The organism is Dechloromonas denitrificans (assembly GCF_020510685.1).
GTDB lineage: Bacteria > Pseudomonadota > Gammaproteobacteria > Burkholderiales > Rhodocyclaceae > Azonexus > Azonexus denitrificans_A.
This window is the reverse complement of the sequence record NZ_CP075185.1, coordinates 139,849-158,792: the sequence shown is the minus strand read 5'-3', so window position 1 is coordinate 158,792 and position 18,944 is coordinate 139,849. Positions and strand designations below refer to the sequence as shown.

General features: G+C 65.0%; 18 protein-coding genes. 2 read left to right on the top strand and 16 right to left on the bottom strand.

Annotated features, from left to right (window positions below):
• Position 1: 1 nt before the first annotated feature.
• Genes KI611_RS00785 through KI611_RS00770 form a run of 4 tightly spaced genes read right to left on the bottom strand, consistent with a single transcriptional unit; the run spans position 2 to position 2,776 of the window.
• Positions 2-748, bottom strand: coding sequence for a BPSS1780 family membrane protein (locus KI611_RS00785; protein WP_226417945.1), 747 nt, complete (start codon positions 746-748; stop codon positions 2-4).
• Positions 749-757: 9 nt separating this feature from the next.
• On the bottom strand, positions 758-1,684 hold the full coding sequence (locus tag KI611_RS00780; RefSeq protein WP_226417944.1) for a homoserine kinase: 927 nt from the start codon (positions 1,682-1,684) through the stop codon (positions 758-760).
• A gap of 3 nt (positions 1,685-1,687) precedes the next feature.
• On the bottom strand, positions 1,688-2,014 hold the full coding sequence (locus tag KI611_RS00775; RefSeq protein ID WP_226417943.1) for a DUF2782 domain-containing protein: 327 nt from the start codon (positions 2,012-2,014) through the stop codon (positions 1,688-1,690).
• A gap of 33 nt (positions 2,015-2,047) precedes the next feature.
• On the bottom strand, positions 2,048-2,776 hold the full coding sequence (locus KI611_RS00770; RefSeq protein ID WP_413463926.1) for a TIGR00730 family Rossman fold protein: 729 nt from the start codon (positions 2,774-2,776) through the stop codon (positions 2,048-2,050).
• 5 nt (positions 2,777-2,781) lie between these two features.
• Here KI611_RS00770 and polA point away from each other — a divergent pair, with 5 nt between their 5' ends.
• The gene (gene polA, locus KI611_RS00765; RefSeq protein WP_226417942.1) at positions 2,782-5,505 is read left to right on the top strand and encodes a DNA polymerase I; all 2,724 of its coding nucleotides are present in this window, start codon (positions 2,782-2,784) and stop codon (positions 5,503-5,505) included.
• On the opposite strand, the gene KI611_RS00760 is transcribed toward polA, so the two are convergent.
• Genes KI611_RS00760 through cobC form a run of 12 tightly spaced genes read right to left on the bottom strand, consistent with a single transcriptional unit; the run spans position 5,502 to position 18,500 of the window.
• Complete coding sequence (locus KI611_RS00760; protein ID WP_226417941.1) at positions 5,502-6,527, bottom strand: glycosyltransferase family 9 protein; 1,026 nt, start codon at positions 6,525-6,527, stop codon at positions 5,502-5,504. The genes polA and KI611_RS00760 overlap by 4 nt on opposite strands.
• Positions 6,524-7,834, bottom strand: coding sequence for an O-antigen ligase family protein (locus KI611_RS00755; RefSeq protein WP_226417940.1), 1,311 nt, complete (start codon positions 7,832-7,834; stop codon positions 6,524-6,526). Before KI611_RS00755 ends, KI611_RS00760 begins: the two co-directional genes overlap by 4 nt.
• Positions 7,831-8,562, bottom strand: a complete 732-nt coding sequence (locus KI611_RS00750; protein WP_226417939.1) for a hypothetical protein — start codon at positions 8,560-8,562, stop codon at positions 7,831-7,833. The genes KI611_RS00755 and KI611_RS00750 overlap by 4 nt, the downstream gene beginning before the upstream one ends.
• Positions 8,562-9,680, bottom strand: coding sequence for a glycosyltransferase family 9 protein (locus tag KI611_RS00745; RefSeq protein ID WP_226417938.1), 1,119 nt, complete (start codon positions 9,678-9,680; stop codon positions 8,562-8,564). The genes KI611_RS00750 and KI611_RS00745 overlap by 1 nt, the downstream gene beginning before the upstream one ends.
• Positions 9,677-10,870, bottom strand: a complete 1,194-nt coding sequence (locus KI611_RS00740) for a glycosyltransferase (protein WP_226417937.1) — start codon at positions 10,868-10,870, stop codon at positions 9,677-9,679. The genes KI611_RS00745 and KI611_RS00740 overlap by 4 nt, the downstream gene beginning before the upstream one ends.
• Positions 10,867-12,015 carry a glycosyltransferase family 9 protein gene (locus KI611_RS00735; RefSeq protein WP_226417936.1) on the bottom strand — a complete coding sequence of 383 codons (1,149 nt, stop codon included), beginning with the start codon at positions 12,013-12,015 and terminating at the stop codon, positions 10,867-10,869. Before KI611_RS00735 ends, KI611_RS00740 begins: the two co-directional genes overlap by 4 nt.
• Position 12,016: 1 nt before the next feature.
• On the bottom strand, positions 12,017-12,847 hold the full coding sequence (locus tag KI611_RS00730; RefSeq protein ID WP_226417935.1) for a polysaccharide deacetylase family protein: 831 nt from the start codon (positions 12,845-12,847) through the stop codon (positions 12,017-12,019).
• On the bottom strand, positions 12,844-13,932 hold the full coding sequence (locus KI611_RS00725; RefSeq protein WP_226417934.1) for a glycosyltransferase family 4 protein: 1,089 nt from the start codon (positions 13,930-13,932) through the stop codon (positions 12,844-12,846). The genes KI611_RS00730 and KI611_RS00725 overlap by 4 nt, the downstream gene beginning before the upstream one ends.
• A complete protein-coding gene (msbA, locus tag KI611_RS00720) occupies positions 13,932-15,677 on the bottom strand; it encodes a lipid A export permease/ATP-binding protein MsbA (protein ID WP_226417933.1) in 1,746 nt (581 codons plus the stop codon). The genes KI611_RS00725 and msbA overlap by 1 nt, the downstream gene beginning before the upstream one ends.
• 45 nt (positions 15,678-15,722) lie before the next feature.
• Positions 15,723-16,883: a glycosyltransferase family 4 protein gene (locus tag KI611_RS00715; protein WP_226417932.1), complete on the bottom strand. Its 1,161-nt coding sequence runs from the start codon at positions 16,881-16,883 to the stop codon at positions 15,723-15,725.
• Positions 16,880-17,977, bottom strand: a complete 1,098-nt coding sequence (rfaQ, locus tag KI611_RS00710) for a putative lipopolysaccharide heptosyltransferase III (protein WP_226417931.1) — start codon at positions 17,975-17,977, stop codon at positions 16,880-16,882. The genes KI611_RS00715 and rfaQ overlap by 4 nt, the downstream gene beginning before the upstream one ends.
• 10 nt (positions 17,978-17,987) lie before the next feature.
• Positions 17,988-18,500, bottom strand: a complete 513-nt coding sequence (cobC, locus tag KI611_RS00705; protein WP_226417930.1) for an alpha-ribazole phosphatase family protein — start codon at positions 18,498-18,500, stop codon at positions 17,988-17,990.
• A 117-nt stretch (positions 18,501-18,617) separates the two neighbouring features.
• Between cobC and KI611_RS00700 the strand changes: the two genes are divergently transcribed.
• Complete coding sequence (locus tag KI611_RS00700; RefSeq protein WP_226417929.1) at positions 18,618-18,944, top strand: hypothetical protein; 327 nt, start codon at positions 18,618-18,620, stop codon at positions 18,942-18,944.

Below are 18,944 nucleotides of genomic sequence, written 5' to 3'. Positions count from 1 at the left end.
GTCAGGTCCCGACGAAAATGTCGCGGTAGGACGCGTACACCGCGCCGGAAAATATCGGCAGCAGCAGCAGCAAGCCGAGACCGAGCGGCAGCATGGCAAAGAACAGCGCAACGACGAGAAAGACGCCAAAGATCAGCATGGCCAGCCAGTTCTTGGCGCCGGCATCGAAACTCGCCCGCATCGCCGCGGCCGGCTTCATGTCGTGAAAGAAGACCAGGGCCGGCGCGAACCAGGTGGCCATGATGACCGGAACCGACAAGATCGCGACGACCAGCCCGGCCAGCATCACCCCGCCCAGCGCAATGCCGAAGCCGGCGATCTTGCCGGTGACGACGCCACCGAAGACGCCGCCGCTGACCAGTAGGAAGGCGATGAAGGCGAGGCCGAAAACACCGGCGGCAAAGAAGACGCCGACCATTACCAGCTGACCGGCGTTATGGCGAAAACCGGCAAACAGATCGGCAATTTCGGCCTGGCGCTCGTCGCCCATATGCCGACAGATCTGCACCATGCCGGCGCCGAACAGCGGGACCAGCAGGTGGGCGGCGATCTGGCCGAAAAATGGCACGATCGAGATGGCCATCAGCATGATCAGCAGCAGCATGGTGCTGCCGATCCATACCCCGGGGTTGACCAGGAACATCGTCCAGCCCTGTTGCAGCCAGTCAAAACAGGCGCCGGGGTCGACTTCACGGCTTTCACCGTTGAAAGGCGCCGGCTCCAGCGGAAATTCGGTAGTTTCGTTCATGCGCGGATGCTAACGGGGGAGCGCCTCGGGAGCAAGGCGGAAACGTGCCAGCATCTGGCCAAAATGCTCCGGATCCTTGATCGTCACCACCTCGCCATCGCGCGGCCGGTGTCGGGCGTCCAGCCGGAGCAGCCAGAAACGCAGCGCGGCGGCCCGCCGCATGGCCGGCCAGGCGGCCATCTCGGCCTCGCTCAACGGGCGCTGGCGGCGGTAGCCGGCGAGCAGTTGGGACAATGTTGCGTGGTTGAAACACCACTCGTTGGCGACGACGGCCAGATCGAACAATAAACAGTCCTCACCGGCGAAATAGAAGTCGAGCACGCCGGAAAGCCGCCCCGCTTCATCCCACAGCACGTTGTCGCGAAAGAGATCGGCGTGGATGATGCCGCGCGGCAAGGCCGAGAAATCCTGGGCCGCCTGGAAGGCCAGTTCGTCGGCCAGCAGGCTGCGCTCGGCGGACGCCAGCATCGGCATCAGGACCTCGCCGGTCGCCTGGCGCCAGGCGGCGCCGCAGGGATTGGCCAGGGGATTCTGCAGGTCGGCCCCGGCCAGATGCATACGCGCCAGCATTTCGCCGAGCGCTTCGCACTGCGCGGGGCTTGGCGATTCTTCGATGGCGCCGGGCAGGCAACTGAGCAGCGCCGCCGGCTTGCCGGCCAAGAGCCGCCAGCGCCGGCCTTGCCGGTCGGCCAGCGGCTGCGGACAGGGAATGCCGCGGCGCGCCAGATGATCCATCAGGCCGAGGTAGAAATCGAGCGCCGCCGGCTCGATGCGCTCGAACAGGGTGAGCACGAAACGGCCGCTGGCCGTCGTCACGAAATAGTTGGAATTCTGCATGCCGGCGGCGATGCCGGCATGCCCGATCAACTCACCGAGGGCCAGCGGCTGCAGCCAGGCAGCGAGTTCGTCGCGCCCGACCGAGGTATAGACGGACAAGACTTACCAGCTATGGAGTATCCACATCGGTGGCTTGACCGGGTTTTTGCCGATGTCCGCCTCGATGAAATTGCCGTCGCCGAGACGATCGACCAGGTAATAGGACGGGCCGATGGCCGGCGTCACCTTGACCATGTACAGCTTGCCCTTGACGCGGTATTCCTCGCGGGTTTCCTTTTCGGCTTTGACGATCGTCACCTGCGGCTCAAGCGCCTCGTCGAAAGCCTCCATGCCGGGCGGCGGCGGTGGCACGGCGGGTAGCGGCTGCAGATCGTTCTGCGCCCAGACGGGCAAGGCGGCGAGAAGCAGGATGGGGAGAAGACGGCGCATGGGGTTTTCCTCGTTGGTCTAGGGCCAATTTTATTACAGGTTGAGCATCAACTCGCGCTCGTTGGGCAACGGCCCGAATGGACGCGCTTCGTAATGCTTGAAAATGGCTTCGACGACCAGGGCTGGCTCGTCGATCATCTGGATCAGGTTGATGTCTTCCGGATCGACCATTCTTTCCTCGACCAGTTTTTCCTTGAACCAGTCGATCATGCCCTTCCAGAAATCGGAACAGACCAGAATCAACGGAATCTTGCGGGACTTGCCGGTCTGGATCAGGGTCAGCGCTTCCATCAGTTCGTCCAGCGTGCCGAAACCGCCGGGCATCACGACATAGGCGCTGGCGAAGCGGACGAACATGTATTTGCGGGCGAAGAAGTGGCGGAAAGTCTGCGAAATATCCTGGTAAGGATTGGTCTGCTGCTCGTGCGACAACTGGATATTCAGGCCGACCGAGGGTGACTTGCCGAAGAACGCCCCCTTGTTGGCCGCCTCCATGATCCCCGGGCCGCCCCCGGAGATCACCGAGAAACCGGAATCGGAGAGCAGCCGCGCCGTCTGCTGCGTCAGCATGTAATAAGGCGAATCGGGCCGAACGCGGGCGCTGCCGAAGACGGTGACGGCCGGCTTGATCGCCGCCAGACGTTCGGTCGCCTCGACGAACTCTGACATAATGCCGAAAATCCGCCAGGATTCCCGGGCCGATGCCGCCTGCAGCAGGGCCTCGGATTCCACGCCCATCACCAGTTTGTCATTCTCCGTCACTTCTCATGCCTCTTTTGTTGTTGGTGGACGGTTCGTCCTATCTCTATCGCGCTTTCCACGCCATGCCCGACCTGCGCAACAAGGCAGGCGAGCCGACCGGCGCCATCTATGGCGTCCTGAACATGCTACGCCGGCTGGAAAGCGACTACAAGGCAGACTACAAGGCCGTCGTCTTCGACGCCAAGGGCAAGACCTTCCGCGACGACTGGTATCCGGAATACAAGGCGCACCGGCCGCCGATGCCGGACGAAATGATCGGCCAGATCGAACCGCTGCACGCCGCCATCCAGGCCGCCGGCTGGCCGCTGCTGATGGTCGATGGCGTCGAGGCCGACGACGTGATCGGCACGCTGGCGACCAAGGCCGCGGCGGACGGCATCGAAACGCTGATTTCGACCGGCGACAAGGACCTGACCCAGCTGGTCAGCCCGCTGGTCCGCTGGTACAACACGATGAGCAACGAATTGCTCGACGAAGCCGGGGTCGAGGCCAAGTTCGGCGTACCGCCGGGCCGCATCGTCGATTACCTGGCGCTGGTCGGCGATACCGTCGACGGCGTGCCCGGCGTTGCCAAGTGCGGCCCGAAAACCGCGCTGAAATGGCTGGCCCAGTATGGCTCGCTCGACGCCATCGTCGCCCATGCCGATGAAATCGGCGGCGTGGTCGGCCAGAACCTGCGCGCTCACCTCGCCTTCCTCCCGCTCGGCAAGAAGCTGGTCACCGTCGCCTGCGACCTGTCCAATCTGCCCGCCCCGAATGCGCTGACCACCACGCCGCGCGACAGCGAAACCCTGCGCCGCCTGTACAGCCGCTATGAATTCCGGAGTTGGTTGCGCGATCTCGATGCGCCGGCCGCCTCCACCGCACCAAGCGAGGACGGGAACCGCCCAGCCCCCATTGAGCAAGAGCCGGCCGGGGTGATTCCGGTCGCCTACGAGACAGTCTTCACTTGGGCGCAACTGGATGCCTGGCTGGCCAGAATCGAAGCCGCCGAACTGACCGCACTCGACACCGAAACGACCAGTCTCGACTCGTTTGCCGCCCGCATCGTCGGCATTTCGCTGTCGGTCAAGGTCGGCGAAGCCTGCTACATCCCGCTCGCCCACACCGCTCCCGGCGCCCCCGACCAGTTGCCGCGTGACGAAGTGCTGGCCAAGCTGAAGCCCTGGCTGGAAGCAAGCAGCCACAAGAAAGTGCTGCAGAACGCCAAGTACGACCAGCACGTCTTCGCCAACCACGGCATCGCGCTGGCCGGTATCGAACACGACACGATGCTGCAGAGCTATGTCATCGAGTCTGACAAGGGTCACGATCTCGGCCAGTTGTGCAGCCGCCACCTCGGTCTCGCCACCATCGCCTACGAAGACCTGTGCGGCAAGGGTGCCAAGCAGATCGGCTTCGATCAGGTCGATATCGAGCGCGCCGCGACCTATTCGGCGGAAGATTCCGACGTCACGCTGCGCGTCCATCAGGCGCTGCATCCGCGCTTTGCCGCCGAGCCCGGCCTGTCCTACATCTATCACGCCATCGAAATGCCGGCCCGCCAGGTCATCTGGCGGATCGAACGCAACGGCATCCTGATCGACAGCGCCGTGCTGGCCCGGCAAAGCCACGAAATGGGCCAGAAGATCATGGCCCTCGAAGCGCAGGCCTTCGAGCTGGCCGGCCAGCCCTTCAACCTCGCCTCACCCAAGCAGCTGGCCGAGATCCTATTCGAGAAGCTCGGCCTGCCGGTCAAGAAGAAAACACCATCAGGCGGCCCGTCGACCGACGAGGAAGTGCTCTCCGAACTGGCCCTCGATTACCCGCTGCCCAAGCTGCTGCTCGAGCACCGCAGCCTGTCCAAGCTCAAGGGCACCTACACCGACAAGCTGCCACGCATGGTCAATCCGGCCACCGGCCGGGTCCATACGCACTTTGCCCAGGCCGCCGTGGTCACCGGCCGCCTCGCCTCGAGTGACCCCAATCTGCAGAACATTCCGGTACGCAGCGAAGAAGGCCGGAAAATCCGTACCGCCTTCATCGCGCCGGCCGGCAGCAGCATCGTCTCGGCCGACTATTCGCAGATCGAGCTGCGCATCATGGCGCATCTTTCCGGCGACCCCGGCCTGCTCGATGCCTTCGCCCATGGCGAGGACGTGCACCGCGCGACGGCCGGTGAAATTTTCGGCGTCACGCCGCTCGAAGTCGGCCCCGACCAGCGCCGCGTCGCCAAGAGCATCAACTTCGGCCTGATCTACGGCATGAGCGCTTTCGGCCTGGCCCGCCAGCTCGGCCTGGAACGCAGTGCGGCGCAAATCTACATCGACCGCTATTTCGCCCGCTACACGGGGGTCGCCCAGTACATGGAAGAAGCGCGCGAAACCGCTCGCCAGAAGGGCTACGTCGAAACCGCCTTCGGCCGCCGGCTGTGGTTCCCCGATATCCGCTCGAGCAACGGCAATCGCCGCCAGGGCGCCGAACGCGCCGCGATCAACGCGCCGATGCAGGGCACCGCCGCCGACCTGATCAAGCTGGCGATGATTGCCGTCCAGAACTGGCTGGAGGAATCAGGCCGAAAATCGCGCCTGGTGCTGCAGGTGCACGACGAGCTGGTCCTCGAAGTACCGGATGACGAGCTGAACGAGGTACGCATGCACCTGCCCAGACTAATGGGCCAGGTCGCCGAACTTAAAGTACCGCTGGTCGTCGAACTGGGCGTCGGGCCGAACTGGGAGGCGGCGCACTAGCGCCGGGATAGCAACCGGCCAAAAGCGTCGACGGCTTCGTCGACGCTGATGTCGGATACATCGCGCGACGGCTTTTGCAATAATTCGTAGGGCACACCCCACGGGTGCCAGCGTTCGACTGAAGAATTGCCGAAAAAGCAGACCAACGGTTTGCCGAGGCCGGCCGCGACGTGCATCGCCCCGCCATCGGAAAGCACCGCCGCATCGCACAGCGACAGGCCGGCAATCAATTCGGAGAGATGCTCAGTCCGCATCGGTGCGACCGGCAGGTCGGACAACGCTGCCAGCAGGCGAGCTGCCTTGCCGTCATCGCCGGGATGGAAGGGGTTGTTCTCGTCACCCGGCGACCAGAAGACCAGGAAACGCGCGGCATGTGGCTCGTGTAGCCGATGCGCCAGTTCGCTGAAGCGTTCTACCGGCCAGCGCTGTTTTTCCTTGCGGGCACTGATGTGCAACGCGACAAGAGGACCGTCGCCCAGCGCTACAACAGCCGGCAACTGGCCATGCAGGCGTGCCGCCAGATCACCATCGGCACGCACCGTCAGACCCGGTATTTCACCGGCAATGCCCAACGGGACAAGCAGACGAAAGATGTCCTCGGTCTCATGCAGCGGACCGTCTTTGCCGTGCGGGATGGCCAGATCGATTCTGGCTGAGGAATTCTTTTTGGTGACGAACCCGACGATATGCTTCGGCGCCAGGAGCCGCGCCAGTTTCAGCGAGCGTGCGGCAAAGCCGCTGCTCGCCAGGACGACGTAATCAAAATTCATCCGGCGCAGCTGCCAGAGCAGCTTTGCCCGTCGCAGATAGGCCTGCCAGACCGGCTCACCGGCCGCATGCTTGCCCTTGGTATAGGCAAAGATCGCATCGAGATGCGGATTGCCGTCAATCGCCGGGGCGTTGTAGCTGTTCACCAGCGCCGCGATGTAGGCCTGCGGGTATTGGCGCCGGATGGCCTCGAACAGCGGCGTCGTGCAGATCAGGTCGCCGATGTTGTCGCGCCGGATGATGAGAATTTTCATTGTTTTACCGTTTCCTCGCGCACGGCAAGGAGGATTGCCAGAACCAAGAAAAAAACCATGAGCATGTGATCCCGGTTGATGCTGTCGAGCGCCATCCGGCCGAAGAATCCGCCAACGACAAAAGTGAGAATCAAGCCGGCCGGGTCGGCCCCGGCAAAGTACCGCCGGACCCCTACCCAGGCGGCCCAGGAGAGGAAGCCGACCGCCAGGCAGAGGCCGGGAATGCCGAGACCGACGGTCCAGTCGATGAGACCGCTATGGGCATGGCCAAGGCGGGTTTCCATCGTCTTGCGCAAGGCGTGCCCGAAAGCGTTTCTCCCGTAGCCGACCCCCCAGGGGTAGTCAGCGACCAGATTCAGGCCGGCCCGAATCCAGGCAATCCGGAAGTACGCCGACGGTTCGACGGACTCGCCGGACTTCAGGCGCGGCAGCACGGTGTCGTCCGGGTGCAGCCATGCCTGATTCGGGCCAGCCTGCCAGGCCACCTGCGCCGTCTCCTCAAACCTTGCCCAGCGCGGATCAAGCTGGTAGTTGGCCCAGCCCAAAATGCTCATGACAGCGACACCAAGCACGACAACGCCCAACACTTTGCCGACCGAACGCCTCTTCCGCTCATGCCAGAGGACAAGCAGCAGCAGCGAACTGAGCAACAATAACGAGCCGATGACTCCGTTGCGGGCGCCAAAAGCCAGGTTGCTGAAGAACGCTATGACGATGCCGCCGACCAGCACGGAGGTCGGAAGGGAACAGAGGCGCTGCCGAAAAAGCCATCGGGTCAGGCCATCGACGGCAAGAAAGGCGAGCAACAGGTTGTTCCAGTAGCTGATTTCCAGCTTGCCGGCGGTCAGGATGGTCTTGCCTTGCGGAAAGACGCCGTCGGCCAGGAAATCCGGGATGCAGACAAGCAGCGAAAAGATGGTCTGGGCAAGAAGGAGAAGGACCAGTCGGCCGAGCATTTGCGACCGCGACCAGCCGGCAAAGCGTCCAAGCAATACGGCGCCGACGCCGACTGCCGCTGCCAGCAGCGCCGGCAGCCACTGACTGAGCGACTCCTTGAGCGCCCAGGCCGTTTCATCGGAAATCCAGACGGCCTGGAGCACTATCCACGCGCTGAGCGCGGCCAGCCAGCCAGCCAGCCCCGGCACACGCGAGACATCAAGCGAATAGGCCTGGCGCAATTCGCGCCGGCACAAGACCATGAGCAATAGCAGCGTAAGCAGCAGCACGTTACGCAAGGCGATGGTCCCGGGAATGGGCAGGATAAACAGGAAAAGCCCGAAGGCAATTTCGAAGGCGCGAATTGTCATAGGCTATTCAGCAGTCCCCGGGCCCAGAGCGACGCACTGGCCGGATGGGATAAATGATGATCGTCGGCTGAGGCAACGAAACGACCATCGACCAGGCCGGTCTCCGGATTCATGGTCTGAGCCGTGAGATCGAAGTAGCCGACCTGCATTTCATCGGCCAATTGCCTGAGCTTTTCATTGAAGGACAATACCAGACGCGTCCGCTCGCCTTGCGAAGTCCGGATCTCGCGGCGCAGAACGTTCTCCTGGCGGGTTGCCGCGCAATCATCGACGGTCGGCAGAATCGCCCCGACCAGAATGATCCGGCGAGCCGGCAACGAAGTATCGCCGCGAACCTTCAGCACCAGGCGGCGCAAGCCAGCAAGCGACTGATCGATCAGCGATTCCGCTGAAACATGCAGGCGCTCGGCTTTTTTCAGCAACGCGAAACTGCAATCGCATTCGCCGAGCATCAATACCACGACATCGAAATCGGCAAAACGCCGCAAGGCGCGCTCGAACTTTTGCCAGGCTCCGGTTTGCGATGCATCGTTATTCAAGCCGTATGCCGTCGCGCCGGCGACGATCTCGCAATTCACCAAGTGGGGCACGAGCAACCCGTGGTCAAAGCAATACTCGAAGATGCCGCAATGCGAATCGCCGAGGACCAGTATCTTGCGGCCGGAAAACAGCCGGTTTTGCAGCCGGCGAACGGCCTTTTTGATCGATTTGACGTAGCGGCGCAACATCATTGCTCCAAGCGCTGGCAGACAGCGCGCACCATCGCCTCAAGCGGCGCGGCGACGATGCAGGCCCGTGTCCCCAGATGGCAGCGATACGGCGCATCGAAAGCGTGCGAGCAGGGCGCGCAAGGTTCGGCGCTGCGGATGACCACAGCCCGGGCGCCGGTTGGTCGCTGATCCCCGGCATCGGCCGGGCCCATGAAATCAACGACCGGCACGCCGAGCGCATCGGCCATGTAGGTGGCGCCGGAATCGACCCCGACAAAACAATCCAGCGCGGCCAGCAACGAGGGAAGCTCGCTCAGGCTCCATTGGCCGGTGGTGTCGATGGCGCGCCCGGGCGGCAGCAGCGCCAGCAATTCTGCGGCACCAGGCTGGTCCGCCGCGGTGCCGATCAAAATCAGGGTCGCCGCACTTTGCTCGACAAGCCGGCCGGCCAGCGTCCTGAGTTGCGCAGCATCCAGCGCCTTCATCCGGTTGCCGGCGCCCAGCCCGATGCCGATGAACGGCCCGGCGCATGCCGCAAACAAGGCTTGTCGCTTGGCCTCCCCGCCGGCCGTGCAAGGTACTTCGTTGCTCAAGGTCAGCAGCGCATCATCGACGGCAATGCCCAGCCCGGCCAGCGCCCGCAGCGCTGTTTCGCGGAAGAGACAGCCGGCAACATGAGCTTCGCCGTGGGTCAGAAACGGCCAGGCCAGACGCGCACTGCCCTGGCGCCGATCGGGCAAGACCGAAACGCGTTGCGCGATGCCCGCCCAGAACGGGGCCAGCAGGGTCGTCAGATTGGGGGAGAGAACCAGCACGCCATCGTAGCCGTCGGCCAACTGCGCGAGCAGCCAGCGCTTGCCGGCCCAGCCCTTGAAACCGCCGGGCGGCAGCGCGATGCAGCGGTCGATGCTGTCGAGGCCGGCAGCGAGCGGTAGATTGACCGGGTGCAGCAGGGCAACGATTTCGGCCTGCGGCAGGCGTTGGCGCAAGGCACGAAAAACCGGCGTAGTAGCGACAAAATCGCCGATCTTGGCGGTCTGGATGACGAGGATCCGACGGGATGGACCTGGCTGATGCCGGGCGGCACGCCACCACAGCCACGGGGCGGCCAGCCAGGTGAGCAGCAGATAAATCATGCGCCGGCCTCCTCAAGCACCTGGGTCACGCCGGCGACATAGGTGGCGATGGAGAAATTCTCGATCACCCGCTGCCGCCCGGCCACGCCCATGGCCTGGCGCAACGGGGCGTCGGACAGCAGGCGGCGGAGAGCGGCGGTCAGCGCCGGAACGTCGCCATGGTGATAGAGGATGCCGGTTTCTTCATGGACGATCAGTTCGCGGGTACCGGTCACATCGGAGCCGACGACCGGCTTGCCGGCCAGCATGGCTTCGAGGACGACGCGCGGCAGGCCTTCCTTGCTCGAACAGAGGACACAGACATCCATCGCCTGCACCCAGGCCAGCGGTACGGGCTGGAAGCCGACGAAGCGGAGTTGGCCGGCGATGCCGAGTTGGCCGGCCAGCGCTTCCAGTTCGCCGCGCTGCGGCCCTTCGCCGAGAATCAGACAGCTTACCGGCCGGCCTTCGGCCTTCAGCGTCGCCACTGCCTGCAACAGATGCTGGACGCCCTTACGGGCGGTCAGCTGGCCGACCGTGCCGATCACCGGGCCGGCCGGCAATACGCCGTCGACCGGCGGCGGCAATGCGGCGCTGCTGTCGATCGCGTTATAGACGACGCGCAGCCGGTTTTCCGCCACATGCTGGGCGGCCAGGACATCGGCTACGCCTTGCGAAACGCAGATGACGCGCGATGCGACGCGATTGACGATGGCCGCCTCGCTGGCCTGCAGGGTTGGCTCAATGCGGCAATGCTGGACGACCGGCAGGCCGGCTATCTGGCCGGCCAGATAGCCTTCCAGATTCGAGGCCGGCTGGTTGTTCATGTAGAGCAGATCGAAGGCGCCCTCGACCAGCAGCTGGTGCAAGGCGGCGGCACGGGGCGCGACCCGCCAGCGCCGCTCGATGGCGAAAACGGCACGCTTTTTCAGCCGGCTCGACCAGGAAAAAATGCCCCGCGCCACTTCCTTGGCCAGCTTGGCCCACAGCGGCTGGCGGCGGATCGGCAACAGGATCAGCGGGATACCAATGTCGGCCAGTTCCTCGGAGAGCAGGCGGCCATCCCGGCCCTTGCGGTAATCCTTGTAGAAGCAGCAGGTGACGGCAAAGCGGCTGCGGTCGAGGCGCTTGAGCAGCTCGATCATGCTGTTGGTGCCGCCGCCCCATTCGTTGCCGGTATCGAGCAGCAGGATGCGTTTCGGCGTGCTCATGCGCTTTTCCGGGCCAAAATCGTGGCCGCCGCGGCAACCACCTCGTCGACCGCGATGTTGTCCATGCAGATCGGCTCGGCATAGGGGCAGTTCTTGGAAAAACAGGGGTCGCAGGTCCGCCATTTGCGGATCACCACATGCTTGTCCAGATCGTAGCCCGGCCCGGAACGCGCCGGATCGGAGACGGCGAACAGCGCGACAACCGGCGTGCCGACCGTCACCGCCAGATGCATCGGACCGGTATCGCCGGTGACCAGCAGGCGGGCGCGCTGCATCAGCGCCGGCAGGGCGATCAGTGGCAACTGGCCGGCCGAGGCCCAGGCTCGCACGCCGCCGGCCAGCGGCGCCGTCGTTTCGATGCCGGCCGCCACTTCCTGACAGAGCGCCGCTTCGGCCGGAGAACCGCTGACCACGAAGCGCAAATCGGGGTAAGCCTGCGCCAGTTGCACCGCCGCCGTGATGAACCGCGAGCGTGGCCAGCGTCGGCTGATCGTCGAGGCGCCGGGCTGCAGCGCGACGATGTTCGCCTCTTGCCAGCCGCGCTCGGCGAGAGCCGTGCTCAATGCAGCGGCGCCGGCCGCCGGCAGCGGTACCGTCATGCGCGGCGAAAGTTCGCCAACCGCCCCGGCCAGCCGCGCCACGGCCAGCCGTTGGGCGATGCCATGGCCGAGGTCGTCCCAGCCGAGCAAAGGCGTCCGATTGCTCAACAGGAAGTTCCAGCGATTGTTGTTGGGCAGCTTGAAGATATGGCGGGCGCCGGACAGGTAGGCCAGCGGTGTCGCCTGCGGTTCGTTGCCGTGGAAGATCGCCGCCAGATCGTAGTCTTTGAGTTGCCGGGCCGTGCGGCGGAAACTGCGCCACTTGCCGTCGTAGGGAATCAGTTCGTCAACCTCGGCCAGCCCGGTGAACAGCGCGAGCAGCGAAGGATGAACGAGCAGCGTAATGTGGGCCTGCGGATAGGTCAGGCGCAAGGCCCGCAGCCCGGGCGTCGACAACAGCGTGTCGCCGAGTGCCGTACAGGAAATGGCCAGGATGCGGCGGATGGCCGGCGTACCGAGTTCGCTGGCCGGGCGCGGCCGCCGGTCGACGGCGCGCTTCAGACGCAGCCAGCGGTAGAGCAGCGGTTCGCGCAGGCGCAGTCGCATGTCAGTGGCCTTTGTTACCCGACTTCAGGCCGAGATACAGCGCCGACAGCAGCGGCCGACCGTAGATACCCAGGCGCCGGGCGAACCAGGCGGCCGGTTTGTCCTTGGCGACGAGCCGGGGCAGGCGGATCAACTCGACGTCAGCCCGGACGACGCCTGGCTCGGTGGTGTACAGGTGGGTAAACCCGGCTTCCTGCGCGACGCGCTGATAGGCTGTATCGAAATAGCCCTGCGGCCAGCACAGGTGCGGACTGGCGGCACCGAGGCGGGCCGCCAGGGTCGCCCGTGAGGCGCTTAGATCGTCGGCCAGCGCGGCATCGCGCGTTGCCTGATCGGCCAGCTGGCGGTCCCAGCGGGTATGGCTGTGGGTGTGCGAATGGAAGTCGCAAGTCCCGGCGATGCGCATCGCCTCGACCTCGGACCAGCGCAGGAAGGCGTCATCCAGCTTGCCCTCGGCGGCGGCCGCCATCGCCTGCTTGTGGGTCGGCACCTCGGGAACCGCACCCTGCCCGGCATGCGGGCGGCACGGGCCGTCGCCGAGCCAGCCGGTGATGAGAAAAATGGTGGCCCGCTGGCCGAATTCCTGCAGTACCGGATGGGCATAAACCCAGTTGTCGAGATAACCATCGTCGAAGGTGACGAGGACACTCTTTTTCGGAATCTCGCCGCTCTTCAAGACCGCCTCGAATTCCGCGGTAGCCAGGGTTTTCCAGCCGTTGTTCGCCAGCCAGGCCATCTGCGCCCGGAAATTTTCGGGCGAACAGGTGACCAGCCCCGGCTTCGGACTGACGTGGTGATACATCAGCACGGGCAGCGGCTGCCCGAAACTCACCGGGCCTCCAGCAACTGCAGATAAAGGCGCTCCATGCCTTCGGCCATGGCTTCGCGGGAGAATTTGCGACGCACGAATTCGGCCGCGTTGGCGCCCATGCCCCGGCGATAGACTGGGTCGGCGAGCAGCTTGCAGAGCGCTTCGGCAATCGCCGCGCCGTCCTTGACCGGGACCAGCAGGCCGGTCCGGCCGTCCTGGATCACTTCCGGCACGCCATCGACGGCGCTGGCGACGGCCGGCAAGCCCATCGCGCCGGCCTCGATGAAGGCGGTGCCGAGCGCTTCCTGATGGGTCGGCAAGACGAAGACGTCGAGCGAGGCGAGGATATTGGTCACATCACGGCGCAGGCCGAGCAGATGCACCCGGCCGCCCAGCCCGTCAGCCGCGATGCGCGCCGTCAGGTTGGCCGTCTGGGCGCCGTCGCCGGCGAATACGAAATGCGCGTCGGGAAAGCGTTGCAGCACCGTTGGCACCGCATCAAGAATTTCGGCATGGCCTTTCTTGGCGCGCAGGATGGCGACGGTGCCGATCAATAGGGCATCGGCCGGCAGGCCGAGCTCGGCGCGCAGATCGCCGGCGACGGTGGACCGGTCATAACGCGCGAAATCGACGCCGGTCGATACCGTGGTGATCTTGGCGCGCGGCACGCCGGCCTCGACCAGATAGTTTTCGACGAACTTGCTGACCGTCACCACGTGATCGGGCAGCACGCTGTAGGTGAATTTCGAGGTGATCGGCAGCGCCAGGTGACGGGTGCGCACGATGCGCGGCCGCCGGCCGACGATGCTCCGGGCGGCCATCCCGGCCAGCTGGGTATCGCGGCTGCTGTGGGTATTGACGATGTCGGCGCGGAAGCGCTGAATCACGCCGCGCAGCCGGAAAATGGCCGGAAAATCGATGGCGCCGCGCATATCGACGGCAAAAGTCTCGAACCCCGCCTCCTTGGCCCGCTCGAGAATGCGCGCCCCGGGCCGGCTGAGCACGGCGAGCTCATGGCCGCGCTGGCGCATGGTGATCAGTTCGTTGAGCGTGCGGTTTTCCTGGCCGCCCCAGCCGGTCGACGACTCGGTATGCAGCACGCGCATCAGGCGATGCCCTCTTCCGCCTTCTGCATCCGGTAGAGTCGGGCGTACAGGCCGTCGTGGGTGAGCAGTTCGCTGTGCGAGCCCTCTTCCTGCTTCTGGCCGTGAGCCAGCGCGACGATGCGGTCGGCCCGTTCAATGGTGGACAGCCGGTGGGCGATGACCAGCGTGCTGCGACCTCGCATCAGCTCGTCGAGCGCTGCCTGGACATGGCGCTCCGACTCGGTGTCGAGGGCCGAGGTGGCTTCGTCGAGAATCAGGATCGGCGCGTCCTTCAGGATGGCGCGGGCTATGGCCAGGCGCTGGCGCTGACCGCCGGACAGCTTGACGCCGTTTTCGCCGATCATCGTGTCGAGGCCGTCCGGCAGCGCATCGATGAATTCGAGCGCATGCGCGGCCTTGGCGGCGGCGCGAATTTCTTCCAGCGTCGCATCGCGCTTGCCGCCATAGGCGATATTGGCGCCGATGGTGTCGTTGAACAGCACGACATCCTGGCTGACCAGCGCGATGTTGTCGCGCAGGCTGTTCAGGCGGATATTGGGCAGCGCATGGCCATCGACGCGGATTTCACCGCCATCGATGGCATAGAAACGCGGCAGCAGATTGGCCGCCGTCGTCTTGCCGCTGCCCGAGGGACCGACCAGGGCGACGCATTCGCCGGGCCGGACGGTGAGCGAGACGGCATTGAGCGCCGGGCGCTCGGCACCGGGATAAGTGAAGCTGACCTGGTCGAATTCGACCAGACCCTTGGCCCGTCCGAGCTCTTCCTTGCCCGCGTCCTCTTCGGCCTCTTCGTCGATCAGCGAGAAAACGCTTTCGGCTGCCGCCAGGCCGCGCTGGATCGGCGCATTGACGTCGGTGATCCGGCGCAGCGGCGGCAGGATCATCAGCATCGCGGTGATGAAGGAGACGAAGCTGCCGACCGTCGTCTGGTCGCTCGACGCCTGCTTCAGAGCAACGCCCATGATGATGGCGACGCCGGAGGCGGCAAAGAACTGGACGATCGGGCTTTGCGCGGCGGTGGCCATGGTCGCCCGCATGGCGAACCGGCGCTGCTCGCGCACCGATTTGTAGAAGCGCCCTTCTTCGTAAGTCTGGCCGCCGAAAATCTTGACCACCTTGTGGCCTTCGATGGTTTCCTGCAGCACCTGGGTAATCCGCCCCATCGATTCCTGCTGCCCCTTGGCCACGGCGCGCAGCCGCTTGCTGAAGAAACGCACGACGAAGGCGATGAACGGGACGACCGACAGCGTGATCAGCGTCAATTGCCAGTTCAGGTAGATCAGCCAGGCGAGCAGGCCGACGATGGCCAGCGAATCCTTGATCAGCGAAGTCAGCGCATTGGTCGCCGCCCCAGCCACGCCGGCCACGTCGTAGGCGATGCGCGACATCAGCCGACCGGACAGGTTGTCACTGTAATAGCGGGTCGGCAGCCGAACCATGCGGGCGAACATCACCCGGCGCAGTTCGGTGATGACATTGTTCGAGACCCAGCTCATCGCGTATTCGCCGATGAAGCCGAACACCGCGCGAGCGAGGAAGATGCCCATGATGGCCAGCGGGTAGATCAGCCAGTCCCACGCGCCGGCCGACTGGGAAAACCCGTCGTCCAGCAGTTTTTTCATCATCGCCGGAAACACCGGTTCGGCCAGCGCCGACAGGCCCATCGCCACCAATGCGGCAGCGAATGCCTTCCAGTACGGGCGGACATAGGTCAGCAGCCGAAGGTAGAGCTCACGACTGGTCATGTCACTGGCCATGCAAATCCCTGAAGCAAAAAGTTGAACCCGCGATTATACCCGGCCGCCCTGTGGCCGGCCGAGCGAACGGTAGAGCGCCAGCAGCCGGTCGGCCATCGCCGGCAAGGTGAGCGGCTCGGCAACCGCCCGCGCCGCGGCCCGGGCCGCCGGATCGCCGGCCAGTGCGGCGAGATCGTCGAGGCGGTCGGCCAGTTCGACGTTATCGACAGCATCGACTACCCAGCCATTTTTGCCCGGCCGCACCCACTCCTGGGCGCCACAGGTCGTCGAGGTGACGATCGGCAAGCCGCAGGCCAGCGCCTCCAGCGCGGCATTCGGGCAGGGATCATAGAGGGTCGGCAGGACGAAACCGTCGGCCGCGCCATACCACGGCCGGACATCCTTCAGCGGGCCGGTAAAGTAAACGCGGCCAGCCAGCCCGAGCCGGGCAGCCAGGGCCTGCATCGCCGCCAGCTTGCGGTCAGCGCCGACGATGACCAGGCGCGTCTCGACCCGGCGCATCCTGGCCGCCGCCCGCAGCAACTGCGGCACGCCCTTGCGCTCGAAACCGCTGCCGACGAAAAGCAGCACCGGTGCCCGCCGCGCAATGCCGGCCTGCGCCCGCATCGTCTGACGAAATTCGTCGGCCAGCCCGGGATGGAAAACCGCCGTATCGACGCCGTTGTAGATGACCGGCAACTTGCTGCGGTCGACGGCGTAATAGCGCTCAATCTCATCGGCCACCATCTGCGAATTGCAGATCACCGCGCGCAGAGCCGGGTCGGCGAACATCGCCCGCTCGGCGGCCTGCACGTAGCGATGGTAGCCGGACCAGCGCTGGCTCAGCCGCTGCAGCGGCGTCAGCACGCGGGCCCGGTGATCGAGCCAGGCGGCATGCACGCCGTCACCGGCGCGAAAGATCATGCAGCCAGGAATCCGTTCGTGCGACTGGGTAATGTCGAAGCCGCCCTGCGCCATTTCCCGCCGGGCGCAGTTGGCGAAACTCCGGTCACGCGCCGCCCGGCCGCCGAACAGCCGGGAATAGGACGGATCGCAGGTGATCTGCCGGAAGCCTTCACGCGGCGCCCCGTCCCAGCTGCGGGTGATGAGCGTCACCTCGGCCCCCTCGCTGGCCAGCGCGCCGAGCGCCCGCTCGACGAAGCGCTCCGCCCCGCCGTAGGGGTTGTAGCGCTGACGGACGATGGCGATCTTCACCGGGCGAGCAGTTCGTGGGCGGCGTCCAGCACGGCATCGACGCTTAGCGAAGTCAGGCAGTCGCTGACCTTGCCGCCGCCGCAGCCGTCGATACCGCACGGCCGACAGGGATGCTGCTGGCTGCTGATGACGCGAAACGGCACGCCCCACGGCCCCCACTGCTTGTCGCCGGACGGCCCGAACAAGGCGACGGTCGGCGTGCCGACTGCCGCAGCAATATGCATCGGCGCCGAATCGACGCCGATGAATAGTTTTGCCGCTTGGGTCAGCGCCGCCAGTTCCTTCAGCGACAGCTGGCCGGAAAGCGCCAAGGCCCGCTGGCTGAGCCGGGCCTGGATCGCTTCCAGCATCGCCTGCTCGTCCGTGCTTGGCGCCGCGGTCAGCAGCACGGCGTGGCCCTCGGCCTGCAAGCGCCCGACCAGCGCCGCCATGTGCTCGACCGGCCAGCACTTGAAGAACCAGCGCGAAGCCGGATGGACATGGATGAAATCGCCGCCGGCCAAACCAAAGCCGTGCAGATGCGCCGCCACGCTGGCCTCGGCGGCCGCCCCCGGGACCAGCGTCAGGCGCCGTTCGTCCGCGCCGGGCTGGATGCCGAGCCGGCGCAGCGCATCGAGATTGGTCTCGGCCATGTGACGCAAGGCATTGCGCGGTGCCGTCTGGAGATGGGTGAAACTCTGCCGCCAGCGCTTGCTGCGCCCGCCGACCGCCGGCCCGACCGACCAGCGCGGCTTGAGCAGGCGGCACAGCCAGGCGCCGCGCCAGTGTTCGGTGAGGTGGATGATCAGATCGTAATGGCGCGCCTTCAGGCTGTTGAACAGCGCCAGTTCGGCCTTGAGCTGGCCGATGGCACCGAGCTGCTTCCATTTGCGGTCGATGGTGTGCACGCTGGTGATAGCCGGATGGAAAGTCAGCATCTCGGCCGTATCGGCGTAAACCAGCGCATCGATCTCGACCTGCGGAACATGCGCCTTGAGTACCGAGAAGACCGGCGAACTGACCAGCACATCGCCGTGGTGACGCAACTTGATGACCAGCACCCGCTTGATCTCGGCGAGCGGCACGGCGTCGCGCAAAGGATTGAAAGTTTCCATGGGTGGCATTTTACCGGGGGACTTCGACAGTCGTGCGCGATCCGTAAGCGAAAACCAGTTGCGTCCATTGCTCGGGCGGCAAACCCTGCCAATGTGCCAACAAGGTGCGGATCACCCCGGCATGGGTGACGATGACCGCCTCCGGCACCGCCAGTCCGGCCACGAAATCGAGCGCCCGGCGCTGCAACTGGCGCGGCGATTCGCCGCCCGGCGGGGCATAGCCGGCGACATCGGCCGCCCAGGCATCGAGTTCGGCGCGCGGAATATCGTCCCAGCGCCGGCCCTCCCAGCTGCCGAAATCCATTTCGAGCAGCCGCTCGTCGAAGCTCGGCTGGCGGCTCAACTGTTCCGCCAGCATCCGGCAGCGGCGCAACGGACTGCTCCACACCGGCAAGCCGGCCGGCAGTTCGCCAAGCAGGCCGCGGGCGACAGTCGCCGGATCTTCGGCCGGAATATCCAGCCGACCGTAGCAGATGCCCGGCTCGATCGCCGGTTTCGGGTGACGGATCAGGTGCAGGATCATGGTAAAAACCAGGCTTCAGTTGATGGACCGCGACTTGATGCACGGTTGGCCAAGATTATCTGTTTGACAACGCAAATAATCAGGGAATTTCGGATAGACGACACAATCGAATCACCCATGGCTTCCCATCTGACATCCTTCATCCCCAATCGCGCCGAAACGCTCAAGGTGCTGCAGCTGATGGGCGCCCATCAGCCGATCCTGATGCTGCACGGCGCCGACGACGGCTTTGGCACGCGCTGGATTATCGATGGGCAGCAGGTGCAGCCGGTCATCGCCCGCTATTTGATGGACGAAGGCTTCATTGCCGAGGCCGGGCTGACCGAATTGGGCGCCAGAACGCTCGCGCTGACCCCCTCCGGGGCAAAATTCCGCGAAAACGGCTTCGTCTGGTGGGCCAGTCTTGATTTTTTCGAGCGGCTGAAAATCATCATTTTCGGCTGA